Below are 19,928 nucleotides of genomic sequence, written 5' to 3' on the forward strand. Positions count from 1 at the left end.
TAATATATAGTCTTAATCCCCAACATCATAGAAAAGCTACAATAGAAATTATGAAGTGAAAAAGTGCCTAATTTTCAATCAAAGCTTCTATCTTTCAGTTTATTGCTTACGTTGGGAATTTTTTTGTAAAGTCGATATCAATCCGTTCCTCAAAACTTTGTTTGAAGATTATAAAAAAGAAACAACAAGTTTGCTCTACTTCCTCAAAAGAAGTAATCTCTTTTATACTGGATATCCTTCGTTTTTTACAAAAGAAATTACCTTCTGATTGGCTTCGTCAATCTTTCTGTTGCTGAAAGGCTTCAGATAGGTTTCCGTCACTGTGATGGAGGAGTGCCCCATGGCTTCTGATATGATTCCGGGATGTATCTCGCAGTGGTAAGCCATGGTGGCCCAAGTATGTCTCGCGGCATAACTACTGAGTGCCGACTGCATTCCCAGACACTGCCTGAGCACTGCCAAACGTTGGTTGAATGCCCTGAGTGCCGACTGGTATTCCCGGTATGCCGCTTCTGTGCCTTCCTCACTTTGTAATATGGGGAATAAATAAGGAGAGTCCTTGTCCTTGTTTGCTATTATTCTCACCATCTGCATGGCTTCGGGTGTGAGTGACACGGTTAGTGCCCGTCCCGTCTTCCTGCGCCTATAAGACAAGGTGTTTCCTTGTAAGTCCCTTTTGTGCAGATACGCTAGGTCTACAAAAGGAATCCCTCTTAGCATAAACATCAATACAAAGAAAATTTTTGTTTTCTGTCGGGTGTTGGGAGAATTACCGGCCTGCAGGTTCATCTCTGTCTCTCGCACCAAAGAGCCTATGTCGGAAGCTTCGAGCGCTTTCTTCCTATCTGTCCGTGTACCGGTATATACATGTTCAAACAGTCTGGGTACATATCGCACCAGTTTTCTGTCCACTGTCCGGTTGTAAACCGAGCGTATTGCTTTAATATAGGTGGACACCGTGTTCCAACTACAATTCCTCTGTCTGAGGTAGTTTTCGAATCTCTTCAGTACGGTCGGGCTCAGCTTGCGCATGGGCATCGGTTGCCATTTGGCGAATACCGAGAATACATTCACCGTTGACTGGTAGATGTGTGCTGTTCCCCACCTGCCGCTTTCCCGGAGTTCCCCAATGACTGAGGAGAACATCTCTTGTAAGGTAATTTCATTTCTGCTCATTTTCAAATTATTTATAAAAAGGTTTATCCTGCAATTATAAATAAATTGAGAGCAAGTGCAAAGGCATCATTCTGAAATCTGCGAAACGGGAATGATGCCGTATCCGGCAGCTTATTTGTTGGCTAACGTCTGTTTAGTGGCTGATATACGTATCCTGGAAGAACCGTTTGTTGTCGTTTAGGCTGCAAGTGGCATCCACTCCGGCTTGTTGCAGGCGTTCGGTAATCTCATTCAGCTTTTTCCTCGAAACCCTTCCGGTATAAAACAGACGATAGCGGTAATCGTTGTCCAACAATTCCATGACGTGCGTGAAATTCTGTTCGCGGGCAAAGTCGAAGTTTACTTTTCTTAGGTTTTGGTACGGATAGCGGATGTTCCTGCCTACGCTGTGTATGATGAGGCCGTCATTGTCCAGCGTCAGGTAACAGAAGCGGGTCATCAGCATGCTGATGAAAAAAAGACTTAATGCAAACGAAATGATAGCCGGGATGAAGCCCCACCATACGTTGCCACTGACGGAATAATATCCCAAGATAAGGGACACTAGGAATAAGACAAAGAACCAGAACATATAGAGTGACGGGCGCTGGTATGTTTCTGTGGGAATCTTTGCGGCTGTCCGTTCCCTCGGTGCGTAGTTGTCGAAGGGGATTTCTTGGGAGACTAGGTAGCGGATGACCGAGGAAGGGTGACGGAAAGGAGGCAGATAGATTGCTTTTTCTTTCCCTTCCTTTAGATGTAAAGTCAGTATGCCCGGACCGTATTTGTCTTTTGCAGCCAGGTTGCTTTTGCGGGGAACCTGGTGGTAACGCTTCATGAAACTGAAACTCTTGATTTGGTGCAGTCCGATGTGCTGGCTTTGCAGCAGTTGTTCGGCTCTTTTCTGTTCTTTACTGGTCACTTCCATAGTTCTTATTTTTTAAGTTCGGGATAACTGATGCGGGTATGGTATATAGTCTTCAGCTTCTCCTTGAATACGTTCTTCACGGTGGCGATATCCTTGAAGGTGATGGGGCATTCCTTGAAATAGCCTTCTGCCACTTGCGAATCGATAATCTTGTCTACCAGGTTGCTGATGCTCTCTTCCGTATATTCGGGCAGACTGCGTGAAGCGGCTTCCACCGAATCGGCCATCATCAGGATAGCCTGCTCTTTGGTGAACGGGTTGGGACCGGGGTAAGTGAATGCCTCCTCGTTGGGGGCTTCACCGGGGTGTTCGTTTTTCCAGGAGATATAGAAATACTTCGTTTTTCCACGACCATGGTGAGTGGTGATGAAATCCTTGATTACTTTGGGGAGATTGTTCTTCTCGGCCAGCTTCAGCCCGTCCGTCACATGGCTGATGACGACTTGGGCACTTTGCTCATAGCCCAGATTCTTGTGCGGATTGACTCCGCCCGACTGATTCTCGGTGAAGAACACCGGATTCTCCATCTTGCCGATGTCATGATACAGCGCTCCGGTACGTACCAGCTGGCTTTTGGCTCCGATGCGGTTGGCCGCTTCTGCCGCAAGGTTGGCAACCTGCATGGAATGCTGGAAGGTGCCGGGAACTGTCTCGGACATGCGGCGCAGCAGGCTGTTATTGATGTTGGACAATTCGACCAGGGTGACATTGGAGGTAAAGCCGAACGTCTTTTCCACCAGGAAGAGCAGGGGATAGGTGAACAGCAGCAACACTCCGTTGATGACGAAATAGGTGTACATGCTTCCGTTGATTTTTGTCAAGTCGTTTTCTGTAATCAGCTCAAAAGCAAAGTAGACGGCAGCGTAGGTCAATATGACGAGGAAGGCTGTTCGGAACAGTTGCGACCGTTGTGAAAGCTCCCTCAGACTGAAGATGGCAACCAGTCCCGCCGAGAGTTGCAGAAGAATGAATTCATGCGGATAGCGCAGGCAGATGGAGCATATCAGTATGGTGGTGACTTGTGCGATGAAGGCCGTGCGTGAGTCGAGGAACACCCGGATGATGACCGGCAGCATGGCATACGGGATGATATAGACATTGAATATGTTGTTGGCAACCATGATGGCCGTCACCACGCAATAGAACATGATGAGGGCGAAGAGCAGGGAGAGGCTGCCCTTGCGCTTGTAGTAATCTTTACGGAACAAGTCGAGGTAGAGCATGAAACACAGCATGAAGATACTGGCAAACAGTACCTGCCCCGCCAGCATCAACCGTTTTTGCCCGATGGACTCACTGCGTTTGATGGATTCTTTCCGTAGACTTTCAAGGATGTTGTATGTCTCCTGGCTGACAATCTCGCCGCGGTCGATGATTTTCTGTCCGCTCAGTACGATGCCGTTGGCCCATGAATAGTTGTCGAGCATCTCCTTCTTGGCGGTCTCTGTCCGCTGCTCGTCATAGGTTAGATTAGGAAACAGATATTCGTTCAGCGAGCATTGCCGTAGAATGTCCGGGCGGTAGTGGGCGGTATCGGCCGTGAGTATATAGTTATAGGCATCCTTCACCGAATATACCTTGTTGATGTCCTGCTGGTTGGCCAGTTTGTCGTTAATGACCATGATGGCGGTTGTGCTGTCCTTATGCAGTTGGTTCAACTCTTCGGTGGAAACGATGCCGGCGCGATATACTTCAGAGAGTTTCCTTTCCAGAAAGCGGACGTAGTCGGTGGAGGGGAGCAGGCCGCGCAGGTGGGTCTGATAGTCTGCCTTCAACTTGGCGAGCACACTTTTCTCAATGCTTTTGTCCAGCTGGAAATACGGCTGGAAGGCGGCGAGGATACTGTCCTGCTCGCGTTTCACCACTTCGTCGGCCTTATAGATGGGGAAGTCGAAGGTGGCCATGAGCTGTCCGTACTTCCAGGGCTTGTCAATGTCGAACTGGTAGTTGAATTTACCGTCACGTGGCAGAAAATAGACAATAATCCCCACAGTGCCGATGAATATCAGTGCTCTGTATAGCAAATCTCTGAGTGAGAACTCTTTTTGGGTATTGAAATAACTCATATCGGCTGAAATTTTTGCGAAAAGTACAAAAAAAAACATTAGTGTGGAAAAAAAGGTTTAATTTTGCCGTCTAAAATATTCATAAGTAAGGTAGATTATGACAGAAAGAAAGGTCAGAGTCCGTTTTGCCCCGAGTCCTACGGGGGCGTTGCACATCGGCGGTGTGCGTACAGCTTTATACAATTATCTCTTTGCGCGTCAGCATGGAGGAGATTTGATATTTCGTATTGAAGATACTGATTCCAACCGGTTTGTACCGGGTGCGGAAGAATATATCCTGGAGTCTTTCAAGTGGTTGGGCATCCCGTTTGACGAGGGCGTGAGTTTCGGTGGAGACCATGGCCCGTACCGTCAGTCGGAACGTCGGGAAATATACAAGAAGTATGTTCAGATTCTGCTGGAGGCCGGAAAAGCCTACATCGCTTTCGATACTCCTGAGGAGCTGGAAGTAAAGCGTGCGGAGATTGCGAATTTCCAGTACGATGCTTCTACCCGCATGCAGATGTGCAATTCACTGGCCCTTCCTAAAGAAGAGGTAGACGCGCTGATTGCTGCCGGTAAGCAGTACGTGGTGCGTTTCAAGATAGAGCCGAACGAAGATGTGCATGTGAACGACTTGATTCGTGGGGAAGTGGTGATAAACTCTTCCATTCTTGATGACAAGGTTCTTTATAAATCGGCAGATGAACTACCTACTTACCATCTGGCCAATATTGTGGACGACCATTTGATGGAAGTGTCCCATGTGATACGTGGTGAGGAATGGTTGCCTTCCGCACCGTTGCATGTATTGCTCTACCGTGCCTTTGGGTGGGAGGATACCATGCCTGCCTTTGCGCATTTGCCCTTGTTGCTGAAGCCCGAGGGTAACGGCAAATTGAGTAAGCGTGACGGCGACCGTCTGGGCTTCCCGGTTTTCCCGTTGGAGTGGCATGACCCCAAGTCGGGAGATGTCTCTTCAGGTTACCGCGAATCTGGTTATCTGCCCGAAGCGGTCATTAATTTCCTGGCTCTGCTGGGCTGGAATCCGGGCAATGACCAGGAACTGATGTCTATGGATGAATTGGTGAAATTGTTTGATTTGAGCCATTGTAGCAAGTCGGGTGCCAAATTCGACTATAAGAAAGGTATCTGGTTCAACCATGAGTACATCATGATGAAACCGGATGCGGAGATAGCTTGTCTTTTCAGGCCGGTGCTGGAGTCTAACGGCATAGATGCCTCCAACTATAGCGACGAGTTCCTTACGAAAGTGATTTCACTGGTGAAGGGACGCGTCAACTTCGTAAAGGAACTGTGGGACCAGACCCGTTTCTTCTTCGTAGCTCCCACGGAATATGCGGCAAAGGATGTGAAGAAACGTTGGTCGGAAGATACTCCCCGCATCATGGCTGAATTGATGGATGTGCTGCGCGGTATCGGGGATTTCTCCTCCAAGCCTTCCGAAGATATTGTGATTGGCTGGATTACCGAGCGTGGCTATCACATGGGAAATGTGATGAATGCCTTCCGCTTGTCAGTGGTGGGCGAGTGTAAAGGTCCGCACATGTTCGACATTACCGAGCTGATTGGCAAGGAAGAGACGTTGGTCCGTATACAGCGTGCTGTTGATGCTTTAAAGTGAATAAATCTTCTTCATCCTTAATCCATATAGTATGCTATATGACTTGGCAATAGCCATCTACGATATTCTGGTGCATCTGGCTGCTCCATTTAGCCGTAAGCCCCGAAAGATGATGAAGGGACACTGGGTGGTTTATGAACTTCTCCGGCAGCAGTTGGAGAAGGACGTGCGCTATATATGGTTCCATGCCGCTTCTTTGGGGGAGTTCGAGCAGGGACGGCCGTTGATTGAGAAAATTCGTGCCAAATATCCGGATTACGGTATTCTGCTGACTTTCTTCTCGCCGTCGGGCTATGAGGTCCGCAAGAATTATAGGGGGGCAGACGTTGTCTGCTACCTGCCTTTCGACAAGCCTCGAAATGTGAAGAAGTTCCTGGATATCGTGAATCCCTGCATGGCATTCTTCATCAAGTACGAGTTCTGGAAGAACTATCTGGACGAACTGCATAAGCGTCGTATTCCGGTGTACAGCATTTCCTCCATTTTCCGTCGCGGGCAAGTATTTTTCAAGTGGTATGGCGGTACGTACAGACATGTGCTGCGCGACTTCGACCATTTGTTTGTGCAGAATGAACGCTCCAAACGCTATCTGGCGAAGATAGGCATCAGCCGTGTCACGGTGGTGGGGGATACCCGTTTTGACCGTGTGCTGCAGATTTGTGAGGAAGCTAAGCGTCTGCCTTTGGTGGAGCTTTTCAAGAACAATACGATGACTTTTGTGGCAGGAAGCTCTTGGCAGCCGGACGAGGATTTATTTATTGAATACTTCAATCAGCATCCGGAGGTGAAGTTGATTATCGCTCCGCATGTCATCGACGAGAACCATCTGGTAGAGATTATCCGTAAACTGAAACGCCCTTATGTGCGCTATACCCGTGCCAACGAGAAGAATGTCCGTAAGGCCGATTGCCTGATTATTGATTGCTTCGGGCTGCTCTCTTCCATTTACCGCTATGGCGAGATTGCCTATATCGGAGGTGGTTTCGGAGTGGGAATCCACAATACCCTTGAGGCTGCAGTTTATGGCATTCCGGTGATTTTCGGACCGAAGTATCAGAAATTTCAGGAGGCCATCCAGTTGCTGGAGACAAAAGGCGCTTTCTCGGTGAAGGATTATGAGGAGCTGAAAACTTTGCTCGACCGTATGCTGACAGATGAAGTCTTTTTGCGCGAATCAGGCATGAATGCAAGCAATTATGTGACCAGCAATGCCGGTGCGACGGATAAGATAATGAGTATGATAAACTTTTAGAAGAGTAAAGAGTGATAACGATAGGGCGATAAAGGTGATGGAATGGCATCCCTTTATCGCCCTGTTTTTTAGGGGGGCCTTGCCTCCCTTTATTTGTACCAGTCGGAATACATCAGATAGTTGTGTGCAATCTTCTGGTTCAGCTCCTTGGCCTGCTTCGGGTCCACTTTCTTGATGAACTTGGCGGGGACTCCTCCCCAAATGCTTCCCGGCTCGATGACCGTATTACTCAATACCAGGGAACCGGCGGCGACAATGGCCCCTTCGCCCACTACTGCGTGGTCAAGGATGGTGGAACCCATCCCTACCAAAGCATAGTCCTTGATGGCAGCTCCGTGGATGGTCACGTTGTGCCCCACGGATACGTGGTCTCCTATCTCTATGGTCGATTTCTCGTACAAGGTATGGAGTACGCTTCCATCCTGGATGTTTACTCCGTTTCCTATGCGGATTGAATTTACGTCACCTCGCAGCACGGTGCTGAACCAGATGCTGCAATCCCGTCCCATCTTGACGTCACCAATGATAACCGCATTGTCCGCCAAAAAACAATTCTCCCCGATTTCGGGAGTGAATCCTCTTACTGATTTTATTAATGCCATTTTTTAGTGATTAGTAGTTAGGTTACTGCATGCTTCCTTCAGCCATTCCCGTTCTTCTTCGTTCAGGCTTGGCGAAAGTTTCTCGTATACATGCTGGTGATAGTTGTCCAGCCATGCCGTTTCCTCTGCCGTCAGCATCTCTTTGATGATACCTTTCTTGCAGATGGGGCAGAGGGTAATGGTTTCGAATTTCAGGTAATTTCCGAACATGCCTTCACGGTCCTTCACGGTCAGCATCAGGTTTTCTGTGCGTATTCCATGACTTCCGGCTTTATAGACGCCCGGTTCGTTGGAAGTGACCATTCCCGGCCGGAGGGTTACCGGATTCTCGTTCATACGGATGCTTTGCGGACCTTCGTGCACATTGAGGAAATGACCTACGCCGTGTCCGGTACCATGCAGGAAGTTCATGTGGTGCTGCCATATCGGCATGCGGGCCAGTACATCCAGTTGCGCTCCTCGCGTACCTTCCGGGAAGACAGCCATGGCAAGGTTGATATGTCCTTTCAGTATCAGGGTGTAGTCCGTCTTCTCTTCTTCGGTCAGTTCCCCCAGTGCGATGGTGCGGGTGATGTCGGTAGTGCCGTCCAGGTATTGCGCACCCGAGTCCAGGAGCAGGAATCCCTCGGGTTTCAGTGGCACGTCCGTTTCCGGAGTGGCTTCGTAGTGTACAATGGCTCCATGCTCCTTGTACCCGGCAATGGTGTCGAAGCTTTCCCCCATGTAGAGTGGCTGTGCGGCACGGAATTCGTGTAGTTTCTTGTCTACGCTGATTTCTGTCTCGTTGCCTGCGGGAACGGCCTCCTCCAGCCATTTCAGGAATTTCACCAGTGCCACTCCGTCGCGTTGCATGGCTGCGTGGATGCCGGCTATTTCCCGGTCATTGCGGACTGCTTTCAGCAAGGCTATCGGTGAGCGCTCGTCAAGTACCCGGCAGGAAGGGGGGAGGGCAGAATAAACGGCATAATTCGTCCTTCCCATGTCGAGCATGATGCTGCCGTCCGGTATTTTTGTCACAAAGGATTCGGTGTCCTCATAAGCGTGGATGGTGACGCCGGCTTCTTCCAGATAGGCTGAAAGCTCTTCCGTTACTTTCTCGGGCTGGATGAAAAAGTGTGTTTCTTGTTCGTTGATTATCAGATAGCTCACTACTACGGGGTTGCAATGCACATCGTTGCCGCGTATGTTGAGTGCCCATGCTATCTCGTCCAATGCCGACACCAATAATACGTCTGCTTCGCTTTTCTTCATTTCCCGGCGGATATCAGCCAGTTTGTCCGGGCAGCTTTTCCCGGCGTATTTCATCTCGTGGATAAAGGCGGGTGCTTCGGGCATGGGAGGGCGGTCTGTCCATATCTCATTCATCGGGTCGGCAATGCTCTTTATGGTGATGTCGTTTTTTGCCAAATCCTCTTGCAGGGCTATGGCTTGTGTGGTGGAAAATACCTTTCCGTCTATACCTACAACTGAATTCGCTGTAAGGTTCTCCCGCAGGAAATCGAGGATGCTGGGCGTTTCGGGCAACATTTCCTTGTATAAGTCGATGCCGCTGCCTTCCAGCTGCTGCTCGGCTTGGAGAAAATAGCGGGAATCTGTCCACAGCCCCGCCTTGTCGGTGGTAATCACCACCGTGCCTGCCGAACCGGTAAAACCTGATATCCATTCTCTTGATTTCCAGTACGGTGCTACGTACTCGCTTAGGTGCGGGTCGGTACTGGGGATAATGAAAGCGTCTATGCCTTCTCTTTTTAACAATGCCCGTAAAGCATCTATACGTTGATTGATTGTCTGAGCCATATTTTTATAAATGTAATTAAGTAGGCGTGTAAATGAGTTTATAATCTCTCCATTCTCTGCTTTCAAAGTTACACATTCTCTTTTAAAAAATTGCCATGCTTCACGGATTTTAGCGGATTGGCTCAATAAAAACATCTTTCCCTCTGCTCATTCGTTTGATAATTAGGAATTATGGGTAATTTTTTTGCAGAAAGTTTTGTGAATAAAGAAAGTATGTGTAATTTTGCCGCTCAATTTGATCGTGAGATTTTTAAACCATTAACATTTAATTAAAAGAAAATGATTGTAGTACCTGTAAAAGAAGGCGAAAACATTGAAAAAGCGCTGAAGAAATTCAAAAGAAAGTTTGAAAAAACTGGCACAGTTAAGGAATTGAGACGCAGACAACAGTTCGATAAACCGTCTGTGACTAAAAGACTTAAGAAAGAACGTGCTGTTTACGTTCAACAACTTCAGCAAGTAGAAGATTAATAATTCGTAAATTCCTTTGAATTATTGAATTCTTTTTCATACATTCGTTGCATGATTTTAGATATGTAGCGATATGTTGTTGACAGATTCTTTTCTTGACTATCTTCTGTACGAGCGGAACTATTCCAAAGGTACGATTGAGTACTATCGGACAGATATTCTTGAACTGCAGAGGTTTGGAGAAGAAATGTGGGGGGACTTGACTCCATCGGATGTAGATGCAGAACTTGTTCGTGAATGGATTGCTTCCTTGATGGACAAAGGACTTGCTTCTAATACGATAAACCGAAAGCTGAGCTCTATCCGGACATATTATAAATTCCTTTTGAGGAGAGGTGAGGTTGCGGTAGATCCGTTACGAAAAGTTACGGGGCCCAAAAAGAAAAAACCGCTTCCAGTATTTCTGAGAGAAGGTGAGATGGATAGGTTGCTGGATGATATGGATTTTGGTGAAGGTTTTGAAGGGTGTCGCGACCATATGATTGTTGAAATGTTCTATGCTACCGGCATGCGACTTTCAGAATTGATAGGGTTGGATGACAAAGATATTGATTTTTCGGCTTCTCTCGTTAAAGTGACAGGAAAGCGGAATAAGCAGCGTCTTATACCTTTTGATGAGGAGCTGGGGCGCTCGATGAGGGAATATGTCAATGTGCGGAATGAGGCTGTTCCGGTTCGCTCGGATGCTTTTTTTATCCGGAAGAATGGAAAGAGGCTTTACCGCGGTATCGTAGCATGCCTTGTGAAACGAAACCTTTCGAAGGTAGTGACTGTAAAAAAAAGAAGTCCCCACGTGCTGAGGCACACCTTTGCAACGGCTATGCTGAACAATGGTGCTGATTTAGGTTCGATAAAAGAACTCCTCGGGCACGAGAGTCTGGCGACAACGGAAATTTATACGCATACTACTTTTGAAGAGCTTAAAAAAGTGTATAATCAGGCTCATCCCCGAGCCTAAAGTAAAAAGGAGGTAAGTATGGAAGTAAGAATTCAATCGATTCACTTTGATGCGTCAGAGCAATTGCAGTCTTTCGTTCAAAAGAAAGTTGCTAAGTTGGAGAAATTTTACGACGATATAAAGAAAGTAGAGGTGTCATTAAAGGTAGTAAAACCAGAAACAGCCGAAAATAAAGAAGCCGGAGTGAAAGTGTTGGTTCCCAATGGCGAGTTTTATGCAAACAAGGTTTGTGATACGTTTGAAGAAGCGGTAGATTTATGTCTGGAAGCTTTGGAAAAACAGCTGGTTAAGTACAAGGAAAAGCAACGGAGCAAATAATTTTCCGCTAAAATTTTGCGGGTAAAAAATAAATGTCTAAATTTGCAGCCGTTTCGCTCACGCTATGAACGTTACGGTTGCATTTTTTAGCTTGCCTCTTTAGCTCAGTTGGCCAGAGCACGTGATTTGTAATCTCGGGGTCGTTGGTTCGAATCCGACAAGAGGCTCGCTCAAGGATGAGTGGAATAAGTCTTTCTTCACGAGGTGGAGGTGATATGAAAACGGAAATCGTTCGGGTAAAGTTTACTCTGCGATGATTTAGTAAGGAAAAGAGTTCTTTTTATAATGTAGGGGCAAATACCAGAGTGGCCAAATGGGGCAGACTGTAAATCTGCTGGCTTACGCCTTCGGTGGTTCGAATCCATCTTTGCCCACAACTCTTATTCTCCTTGCTGTTATAGCTCAGCGGTAGAGCACTTCCTTGGTAAGGAAGAGGTCCCGGGTTCAAGTCCCGGTAACAGCTCACAAAAATGTAAAAGCTGATTATTAATCAAATAAATAACAAGTAAAGCTATGGCTAAAGAGAAATTCGAACGTACCAAACCGCACGTAAACATTGGTACAATTGGTCACGTTGACCACGGTAAAACCACGTTGACAGCTGCTATCACTACAGTGTTGGCAAAGAAAGGTCTTTCTGAACTGCGTTCTTTCGATTCTATCGATAACGCTCCTGAAGAAAAAGAAAGAGGTATCACTATCAATACTTCTCACGTAGAGTATGAAACAGCTAACCGTCACTACGCTCACGTAGACTGCCCGGGTCACGCTGACTACGTAAAGAACATGGTAACTGGTGCTGCTCAGATGGACGGTGCTATCATCGTAGTTGCTGCTACTGATGGTCCGATGCCTCAGACTCGTGAGCACATCTTGTTGGCTCGTCAGGTAAACGTACCGAGACTGGTTGTATTCATGAACAAGTGTGATATGGTAGACGACGCTGAAATGTTGGAGCTCGTTGAAATGGAAATGCGTGAACTGCTTTCAGCTTACGAATTCGATGGCGACAACACTCCGTTTATCCAGGGCTCTGCTCTTGGTGCGTTGAATGGCGTTGAAAAGTGGGAAGAGAAGGTTATGGAGCTGATGGAAGCTTGTGATACTTGGATTCCTCTGCCTCCGCGTGATGTTGATAAACCGTTCTTGATGCCGGTTGAAGACGTATTCTCAATCACTGGTCGTGGTACTGTAGCTACTGGTCGTATCGAAGCTGGTGTTATCCATGTAGGTGACGAAGTTGAAATCCTTGGTTTGGGTGAAGACAAGAAGTCAGTTGTAACTGGTGTTGAAATGTTCCGCAAGTTGCTGGATCAGGGTGAAGCTGGTGACAACGTAGGTCTGTTGCTCCGCGGTATCGACAAGAACGAAATCAAACGTGGTATGGTTCTTTGTAAGCCCGGTCAGATTAAACCTCACTCTAAGTTCAAAGCTTCTATCTACGTTTTGAAGAAAGAAGAAGGTGGTCGTCACACTCCGTTCCACAATAAATACCGTCCTCAGTTCTATCTGCGTACTATGGACTGTACAGGTGAAATCACTCTTCCGGAAGGAACTGAAATGGTAATGCCTGGTGATAACGTAGAAATCACTGTAGAACTGATCTACCCGGTAGCATTGAACGTAGGTTTGCGTTTCGCTATCCGTGAAGGTGGTCGTACGGTAGGTTCTGGTCAGATTACTGAAATTCTTGACTAATAACCAATATAATCTTAATCAGTTCCCGGTATACATCGGGAACTGATTATGTACAAACGGGAGTAGCTCAGTTGGTAGAGCACCGGTCTCCAAAACCGGGTGTCGGGAGTTCGAGCCTCTCCTCCCGTGCTAATATTTTTGAAATGAAGAAGATTGTAGCTTATTTTAAAGAAACTTACGACGAACTTGTTCATAAAGTGTCGTGGCCTACGTATTCTGAACTTACTAACAGTGCAGTAGTTGTTTTATATGCTTCCCTACTAATTGCAGTGGTAGTATTTGCGATGGACTTCTGTTTCCAGCATCTGATGGAATTTGTTTATCCACATTAAAAGTAAGAAGAAATGTCTGAGATTGAAAAGAAATGGTACGTTTTGCGTGCTATTAGCGGAAAAGAAGCTAAGGTAAAGGAATACCTTGAAGCTGATATTAAAAACAGCGACCTTGGTGATTACGTATCTCAGGTATTGATTCCTACCGAAAAGGTATATCAGGTTCGCAATGGTAAGAAAATTGTGAAAGAGAGAAGTTATCTCCCTGGTTACGTTTTGGTGGAGGCTGCTCTGGTGGGTGAGGTTGCTCATCATCTGAGAAATACTCCTAATGTGATAGGGTTCTTGGGTGGTTCGGAAAAACCCGTACCTCTGAGACAGTCGGAAGTGAATCGTATACTTGGTACGGTTGACGAATTGCAGGAATCAGGTGAAGACTTGAGTATCCCGTATGTAGTCGGCGAGACTGTAAAGGTGAATTACGGTCCGTTCAGTGGATTCAGTGGAATCATTGAAGAAGTGAACACCGAGAAGAAGAAACTGAAGGTCATGGTCAAGATATTCGGACGGAAGACTCCGCTCGAATTGGGCTTTATGCAAGTTGAAAAAGAATAGTGCAGGTGTTACGCTGTAGTATTCTTCATTAATGTTTATATATAAATCAATTAGAAAATGGCTAAAGAAGTTGCTGGACTAATCAAATTACAGATTAAAGGAGGCGCGGCAAATCCATCTCCCCCAGTAGGACCTGCTTTGGGTTCCAAGGGTATCAATATCATGGAGTTTTGCAAGCAATTCAACGCCAGAACCCAAGACAAAGCAGGAAAGATTCTTCCTGTGATTATCACTTACTACGCAGACAAGTCTTTCGATTTTGTAATCAAGACTCCTCCCGTGGCTATCCAGTTGTTGGAAGTGACGAAGCAAAAGAGTGGTTCTGCTGAGCCTAACCGTAAGAAGGTTGCCGAGATTACTTGGGAACAAGTTCGTACGATTGCTCAGGACAAAATGGTTGACTTGAACTGTTTCACTGTAGAAGCTGCCATGAAAATGGTTGCCGGTACAGCTAGAAGTATGGGTATCGCTGTAAAAGGGGAGTTCCCGGTTAATAATTAATAAACTTCAATTAGAATGGGTAAACTGACAAAAAATCAAAAGTTGGCTGCAGAAAAAATTGAAGCAGGGAAAGCATACTCTCTCAAGGAAGCTGCTCAGTTGGTAAAAGAAATCACTTATACCAAGTTTGACGCTTCTCTGGATATCGACGTACGTTTGGGCGTTGACCCGCGTAAGGCCAACCAGATGGTGAGAGGTGTTGTATCACTTCCTCACGGTACTGGTAAGGTTGTACGCGTTTTGGTGCTTTGTACACCAGATGCTGAAGCTGCTGCAAAAGAAGCCGGAGCTGACTATGTTGGTCTTGACGAATATATTGAAAAGATCAAAGGTGGATGGACTGATATTGATGTGATTATCACTATGCCGTCCATCATGGGTAAGATTGGTGCACTCGGTCGTGTGCTCGGTCCTCGTGGATTGATGCCTAACCCCAAGAGTGGCACTGTAACTATGGATGTTGCTAAAGCTGTAAGAGAAGTAAAACAAGGTAAAATCGACTTCAAGGTTGACAAGAGCGGTATTGTTCATACTTCTATCGGTAAAGTTTCATTTAGCGCTGAGCAAATTCGCGACAATGCGAAAGAATTCATCTCTACTTTGAATAAATTGAAACCGACTGCAGCCAAGGGTACATATATTAAGAGTATTTATCTTTCTAGCACGATGAGTGCGGGCATCAAGATTGACCCGAAAACAGTAGAAGAAATCTAATAAAACGGAGTAATAATGAGAAAGGAAGATAAAAGTACGATTATTGAGCAGATTGCTGCTACAGTGAAGGAATACGGTCACTTCTATTTGGTGGATACCACTGCCATGAATGCTGCTACAACCAGCATGTTGAGAAGAGAATGTTTCAAAGCTGACATCAAATTGATGGTAGTTAAGAATACATTGCTTCACAAGGCATTGGAAAGCCTGGAAGAAGACTTTTCTCCGCTTTATGGTTCTCTGAAAGGTACAACTGCCGTAATGTTCAGCGACGTTGCTAACGCACCGGCCAAGTTGATCAAAGATAAGGCTAAGAATGGTATTCCCGGACTGAAGGCTGCATATGCAGAAGAAAGCTTCTATGTTGGTGCTGACCAGTTGGATGCTCTCGTAAGTATCAAGAGTAAGAATGAAGTTATTGCCGATATCGTTGCATTGCTGCAGTCACCGGCCAAGAATGTTATTTCTGCTCTGCAATCAGGTGGTAACACCCTCCACGGAGTTCTCAAGACTCTTGGTGAACGTCCCGAAGCGTAAATTTCGGAAAAAGAATTATATCAATTTATTTAGTATTTAAACAATTAAAAATCATACAAAAATGGCAGATTTGAAAGCTTTTGCAGAACAATTAGTTAACTTGACAGTAAAAGAAGTTAATGAACTTGCAACAATCCTGAAAGAAGAATATGGTATTGAACCTGCTGCTGCAGCTGTAGCTGTTGCTGCTGGTCCTGCAGCTGGTGGTGCTGCTGCCGCAGAAGAAAAGACTTCTTTCGACGTAGTATTGAAGAGCGCTGGCTCAGCTAAACTTCAGGTAGTTAAAGCCGTTAAGGAAGCTTGCGGTCTTGGCTTGAAGGAAGCTAAGGACATGGTAGACGGTGCTCCTAGCGTAGTAAAAGAAGGTTTGGCTAAAGACGAAGCAGAATCATTGAAGAAAACATTGGAAGAAGCTGGAGCTGAAGTTGAACTTAAATAACATTAGCCTGTAAATCAGGTAATTCGGTTAGGAACCCTTCGTGAAAAGGGTTCTTAACCTTTTTGTGTATATATTTAAAATTAAGTTCTACAAATCCATTAACAGATGTCTTCAAATACTGTAAATCAAAGAGTTAATTTTGCTTCGACTAAGAATCCGCTTGAATATCCGGATTTTCTGGAAGTACAATTGAAGTCATTCAAAGACTTTCTACAACTGGACACCCCACCCGAGAAGCGTAAGAACGAGGGACTGTATAAAGTATTTGCTGAAAACTTCCCCATTGCCGATACAAGAAATAATTTTGTTCTTGAGTTTTTGGACTACTATATTGATCCGCCGCGCTATACCATTGATGAATGTATAGAGCGAGGGCTTACATATAGCGTGCCTTTGAAGGCAAAATTGAAATTATATTGTACCGACCCCGACCACGAAGATTTTGACACGGTCATTCAGGACGTGTTCCTAGGTCCCATTCCTTACATGACGGATAAGGCGACATTCGTCATCAACGGTGCGGAACGTGTGGTTGTATCCCAACTTCACCGTTCACCGGGCGTATTTTTCGGACAGAGCGTACATGCCAACGGTACCAAGTTGTACTCAGCCCGTATCATCCCGTTCAAGGGTTCGTGGATTGAGTTTGCCACCGACATCAACAACGTCATGTATGCTTACATTGACCGTAAGAAGAAATTGCCGGTTACTACTTTGCTGAGAGCCATCGGTTTTGAGAATGACAAGGACATTCTCGAGATCTTTAATTTGGCGGAAGACGTGAAGGTAAACAAGACGAATCTCAAGAAGATGGTGGGACGTAAGTTGGCCGCACGTGTGTTGAAAACATGGATTGAGGATTTTGTAGACGAAGATACCGGTGAAGTTGTTTCCATCGAGCGTAACGAAGTCGTTATCGATCGTGAAACTGTAATCGAGCCGGAACATGTTGATATTATATTAGAGTCGGGTGTTCAGAATATCCTCGTACACAAGGAAGAACCGAACCAGTCTGACTATTCTATTATATATAATACTCTGCAGAAGGATCCGAGTAACTCGGAAAAAGAAGCTGTACTCTACATCTACCGCCAGCTGCGTAATGCAGACCCAGCCGATGATGCCAGTGCACGCGAAGTTATCAATAACTTGTTCTTCTCAGAAAAGAGATATGACCTGGGTGATGTAGGCCGTTATCGTATCAACAGAAAGTTGAACTTGACGACCGATATGGACGTGCGTGTCCTTACCAAGGAAGATATTATCGAAATTATCAAATATCTCATCGAGTTGATTAACTCGAAAGCGGATGTGGATGATATCGACCACTTGAGCAACCGTCGTGTGCGTACAGTGGGCGAACAGTTGTCCAATCAGTTTGCCATCGGTCTGGCACGTATGTCGCGTACTATCCGCGAACGTATGAACGTCCGTGACAATGAAGTCTTTACTCCTATTGACCTGATTAACGCCAAGACAATCTCTTCCGTTATCAATTCATTCTTTGGAACGAATGCTTTGTCACAGTTCATGGACCAGACCAACCCGCTGGCCGAGATTACTCACAAGCGCCGTATGTCTGCCCTGGGTCCTGGCGGTTTGTCACGCGAACGTGCAGGCTTCGAGGTTCGTGACGTACACTATACTCACTACGGGCGTCTTTGTCCTATCGAGACTCCTGAAGGTCCGAACATCGGTTTGATTTCTTCACTCTGCGTATTTGCGAAAATCAACGAGCTCGGCTTCATTGAAACTCCGTACCGTAAGGTGGCAGATGGTAAGGTTGACCTTTCTGACGAAGGTTTGGTTTACCTCACCGCAGAAGAAGAGGAAGCCAAGATTATTGCGCAGGGTAATGCTCCTTTGAACGATGACGGTACTTTTGTACGTGATAAAGTAAAATCCCGTCAGGATGCCGACTATCCGGTGGTTCCTCCTTCCGAGGTGGAATTGATGGACGTATCTCCCCAGCAGATTGCTTCTATTGCAGCTTCTTTGATTCCGTTCCTGGAGCATGATGACGCCAACCGTGCATTGATGGGATCAAACATGATGCGTCAAGCTGTTCCTTTGTTGAAGAGCGAAGCTCCGATTGTAGGTACTGGTATCGAACGTCAGCTGGCACGCGATTCCCGTACGCAGATTACTGCCGAGGGTGACGGTGTGGTTGAATTCGTGGATGCAACGACTATCCGTATTCTGTACGACCGTACGGAAGAGGAGGAATTCGTAAGCTTCGAGCCTGCATTGAAAGAATATAATATCCCGAAATGGCGCCGTACCAACCAGAACATGACGATTGACCTCCGTCCGATTTGCGAGAAGGGCCAGCGCGTTACTGCAGGTCAAATTTTGACAGAAGGTTATTCAACCGAAGACGGAGAGCTTGCATTGGGTAAGAACCTGCTGGTTGCTTACATGCCGTGGAAGGGCTATAACTATGAGGATGCTATTGTACTGAACGAACGCGTGGTTCGTGAGGACCTTTTGACTTCTGTACACGTGGAAGAATATTCTTTGGAAGTTCGTGAAACGAAGCGTGGTATGGAAGAGTTGACTTCTGACATTCCCAATGTAAGTGAGGAAGCGACTAAAGACCTTGACGAAAACGGTATTGTTCGTGTGGGTGCCCGCATCGAGCCGGGGGATATCCTTATCGGTAAGATTACTCCGAAGGGTGAATCAGATCCTTCTCCGGAAGAGAAACTGCTCCGTGCCATCTTCGGTGATAAGGCCGGTGATGTGAAGGACGCTTCTTTGAAAGCTTCTCCTTCTTTGAAAGGTGTTGTTATCGGTAAGCGTCTGTTCTCTCGTGTTATTAAGACTCGCAGCTCCAAGCTGGCCGACAAGGCTCTGCTGCCGAAGATTGACGACGAATTCGATGCCAAGATAGGTGATCTCAAGAAAGTATTGATAAACAAACTGTTGAAGCTTACAGAAAACTATACATCGGAAGGTGTGAAGGATTACATGGGTGCCGACATAATTTCCAAAGGCGCCAGATTCTCTGCTTCCGACTTCAGTGATTTGGACTTCACTGCTGTTCAGTTGAGCAACTGGACGAAGGATGAACATACCAACGGACTGATTCGTGCGTTGGTGATGAACTTCATCAAGAAGTATAAGGAACTCGATGCCGAGTTGAAGCGCAAGAAGTTTGCCATTACTATCGGTGACGAGTTGCCCGCAGGTATCATTCAGATGGCCAAGGTATACATTGCCAAGAAACGTAAGATTGGTGTCGGTGACAAGATGGCTGGTCGTCATGGTAACAAGGGCATTGTTTCCCGCGTGGTACGCCAGGAAGACATGCCGTTCCTTGCTGACGGTACTCCGGTAGACATCGTGCTGAATCCGTTGGGTGTGCCTTCACGTATGAACATCGGTCAGATATTCGAGGCCGTTCTCGGTCGTGCCGGAAAGAACTTGGGCGTGAAGTTTGCCACTCCTATCTTTGACGGTGCATCTTTGGACGATTTGAACGAATGGACCGATAAGGCCGGCTTGCCCCGTTACGGCAAGACAACGCTGTATGATGGTGGTACCGGTGAAGCATTCGAGCAGCAGGCTACGGTAGGTGTGACCTACATGCTGAAGCTCGGTCACATGGTTGAAGACAAGATGCACGCACGTTCCATCGGTCCGTACTCACTCATTACGCAACAGCCGTTGGGTGGTAAGGCACAGTTCGGTGGTCAGCGTTTTGGAGAAATGGAAGTTTGGGCTCTCGAAGCATTCGGTGCCGCACACATTCTGCAGGAAATCCTGACTATCAAGTCTGATGACGTTGTAGGACGTTCCAAGGCTTATGAAGCAATCGTGAAGGGTGAGCCGATGCCTGCTCCGGGTATCCCCGAGTCACTGAACGTATTGCTGCACGAGTTGAGAGGTTTGGGCTTGAGCATCAACTTAGAATAATGGATAATTGATAATTGAGAATGGATAATGCAAGTTACCATTCTCAATTATCGGTTTTCAGTT

18 protein-coding genes and 4 tRNA genes are annotated in these 19,928 nt (G+C 46.3%); 17 read left to right on the plus strand and 5 right to left on the minus strand.

Annotated features, from left to right (window positions below):
- Positions 1-222: 222 nt before the first annotated feature.
- From JXR92_RS05845 to JXR92_RS05855, 3 genes are all read right to left on the minus strand, one after another.
- Positions 223-1,176 carry a tyrosine-type recombinase/integrase gene (locus JXR92_RS05845; protein WP_117600991.1) on the minus strand — a complete coding sequence of 318 codons (954 nt, stop codon included), beginning with the start codon at positions 1,174-1,176 and terminating at the stop codon, positions 223-225.
- A 133-nt stretch (positions 1,177-1,309) separates the two neighbouring features.
- Complete coding sequence (locus JXR92_RS05850; protein WP_138346240.1) at positions 1,310-2,083, minus strand: YdbT family protein; 774 nt, start codon at positions 2,081-2,083, stop codon at positions 1,310-1,312.
- Positions 2,084-2,088: 5 nt separating this feature from the next.
- On the minus strand, positions 2,089-4,149 hold the full coding sequence (locus JXR92_RS05855; RefSeq protein WP_117600993.1) for an HD family phosphohydrolase: 2,061 nt from the start codon (positions 4,147-4,149) through the stop codon (positions 2,089-2,091).
- A 97-nt stretch (positions 4,150-4,246) separates the two neighbouring features.
- Here JXR92_RS05855 and gltX point away from each other — a divergent pair, with 97 nt between their 5' ends.
- Entirely contained in the window at positions 4,247-5,773 is a 1,527-nt protein-coding gene (gltX, locus tag JXR92_RS05860) for a glutamate--tRNA ligase (protein WP_138346239.1), read from the plus strand.
- Positions 5,774-5,804: 31 nt separating this feature from the next.
- Positions 5,805-7,025, plus strand: coding sequence for a 3-deoxy-D-manno-octulosonic acid transferase (locus JXR92_RS05865; RefSeq protein WP_117600995.1), 1,221 nt, complete (start codon positions 5,805-5,807; stop codon positions 7,023-7,025).
- An 89-nt stretch (positions 7,026-7,114) separates the two neighbouring features.
- Here JXR92_RS05865 and JXR92_RS05870 read toward each other — a convergent pair whose 3' ends face one another.
- Positions 7,115-7,627 (minus strand): gamma carbonic anhydrase family protein, encoded by a 513-nt coding sequence (locus JXR92_RS05870; protein ID WP_117600996.1) that lies wholly within the window; start codon positions 7,625-7,627, stop codon positions 7,115-7,117.
- A gap of 3 nt (positions 7,628-7,630) precedes the next feature.
- Positions 7,631-9,424 carry an aminopeptidase P family protein gene (locus tag JXR92_RS05875; protein WP_117600997.1) on the minus strand — a complete coding sequence of 598 codons (1,794 nt, stop codon included), beginning with the start codon at positions 9,422-9,424 and terminating at the stop codon, positions 7,631-7,633.
- A 279-nt stretch (positions 9,425-9,703) separates the two neighbouring features.
- Between JXR92_RS05875 and rpsU the strand changes: the two genes are divergently transcribed.
- The 15 genes from rpsU to rpoB all read left to right on the plus strand — a co-directional run bounded on the left by rpsU (position 9,704) and on the right by rpoB (position 19,865).
- Positions 9,704-9,895, plus strand: coding sequence for a 30S ribosomal protein S21 (gene rpsU / locus JXR92_RS05880; protein ID WP_005825735.1), 192 nt, complete (start codon positions 9,704-9,706; stop codon positions 9,893-9,895).
- A 73-nt stretch (positions 9,896-9,968) separates the two neighbouring features.
- Positions 9,969-10,853 (plus strand): tyrosine recombinase XerC, encoded by an 885-nt coding sequence (locus JXR92_RS05885; protein ID WP_117966499.1) that lies wholly within the window; start codon positions 9,969-9,971, stop codon positions 10,851-10,853.
- 18 nt (positions 10,854-10,871) lie between these two features.
- Positions 10,872-11,171 (plus strand): ribosome hibernation-promoting factor, HPF/YfiA family, encoded by a 300-nt coding sequence (hpf, locus tag JXR92_RS05890; RefSeq protein ID WP_005825731.1) that lies wholly within the window; start codon positions 10,872-10,874, stop codon positions 11,169-11,171.
- 93 nt (positions 11,172-11,264) lie between these two features.
- A tRNA-Thr gene (locus JXR92_RS05895) sits at positions 11,265-11,338 on the plus strand.
- A gap of 124 nt (positions 11,339-11,462) precedes the next feature.
- Positions 11,463-11,545 (plus strand) — tRNA-Tyr (locus JXR92_RS05900).
- Positions 11,546-11,562: 17 nt separating this feature from the next.
- Positions 11,563-11,634 (plus strand) — tRNA-Thr (locus tag JXR92_RS05905).
- A 50-nt stretch (positions 11,635-11,684) separates the two neighbouring features.
- On the plus strand, positions 11,685-12,869 hold the full coding sequence (tuf, locus tag JXR92_RS05910) for an elongation factor Tu (protein ID WP_117601000.1): 1,185 nt from the start codon (positions 11,685-11,687) through the stop codon (positions 12,867-12,869).
- A 56-nt stretch (positions 12,870-12,925) separates the two neighbouring features.
- Positions 12,926-12,998, plus strand: a tRNA-Trp gene (locus tag JXR92_RS05915).
- 14 nt (positions 12,999-13,012) lie between these two features.
- On the plus strand, positions 13,013-13,201 hold the full coding sequence (gene secE, locus JXR92_RS17565; RefSeq protein WP_005825726.1) for a preprotein translocase subunit SecE: 189 nt from the start codon (positions 13,013-13,015) through the stop codon (positions 13,199-13,201).
- Between the two features lie 12 nt (positions 13,202-13,213).
- Positions 13,214-13,756, plus strand: coding sequence for a transcription termination/antitermination protein NusG (nusG, locus tag JXR92_RS05925; protein WP_005825724.1), 543 nt, complete (start codon positions 13,214-13,216; stop codon positions 13,754-13,756).
- 57 nt (positions 13,757-13,813) lie between these two features.
- Entirely contained in the window at positions 13,814-14,257 is a 444-nt protein-coding gene (gene rplK, locus JXR92_RS05930; protein ID WP_005825722.1) for a 50S ribosomal protein L11, read from the plus strand.
- Between the two features lie 15 nt (positions 14,258-14,272).
- Positions 14,273-14,971 (plus strand): 50S ribosomal protein L1, encoded by a 699-nt coding sequence (gene rplA, locus JXR92_RS05935; protein ID WP_005825721.1) that lies wholly within the window; start codon positions 14,273-14,275, stop codon positions 14,969-14,971.
- A 15-nt stretch (positions 14,972-14,986) separates the two neighbouring features.
- Positions 14,987-15,508: a 50S ribosomal protein L10 gene (gene rplJ / locus JXR92_RS05940; protein WP_131225719.1), complete on the plus strand. Its 522-nt coding sequence runs from the start codon at positions 14,987-14,989 to the stop codon at positions 15,506-15,508.
- Between the two features lie 61 nt (positions 15,509-15,569).
- Positions 15,570-15,947, plus strand: coding sequence for a 50S ribosomal protein L7/L12 (gene rplL / locus JXR92_RS05945; RefSeq protein WP_004291279.1), 378 nt, complete (start codon positions 15,570-15,572; stop codon positions 15,945-15,947).
- A gap of 105 nt (positions 15,948-16,052) precedes the next feature.
- Positions 16,053-19,865: a DNA-directed RNA polymerase subunit beta gene (gene rpoB, locus JXR92_RS05950; RefSeq protein ID WP_117601001.1), complete on the plus strand. Its 3,813-nt coding sequence runs from the start codon at positions 16,053-16,055 to the stop codon at positions 19,863-19,865.
- Positions 19,866-19,928: the final 63 nt, after the last annotated feature.

Source organism: Bacteroides parvus, from assembly GCF_017309675.2.
GTDB classification, from domain to species: Bacteria; Bacteroidota; Bacteroidia; order Bacteroidales; family Bacteroidaceae; genus Bacteroides; species Bacteroides uniformis.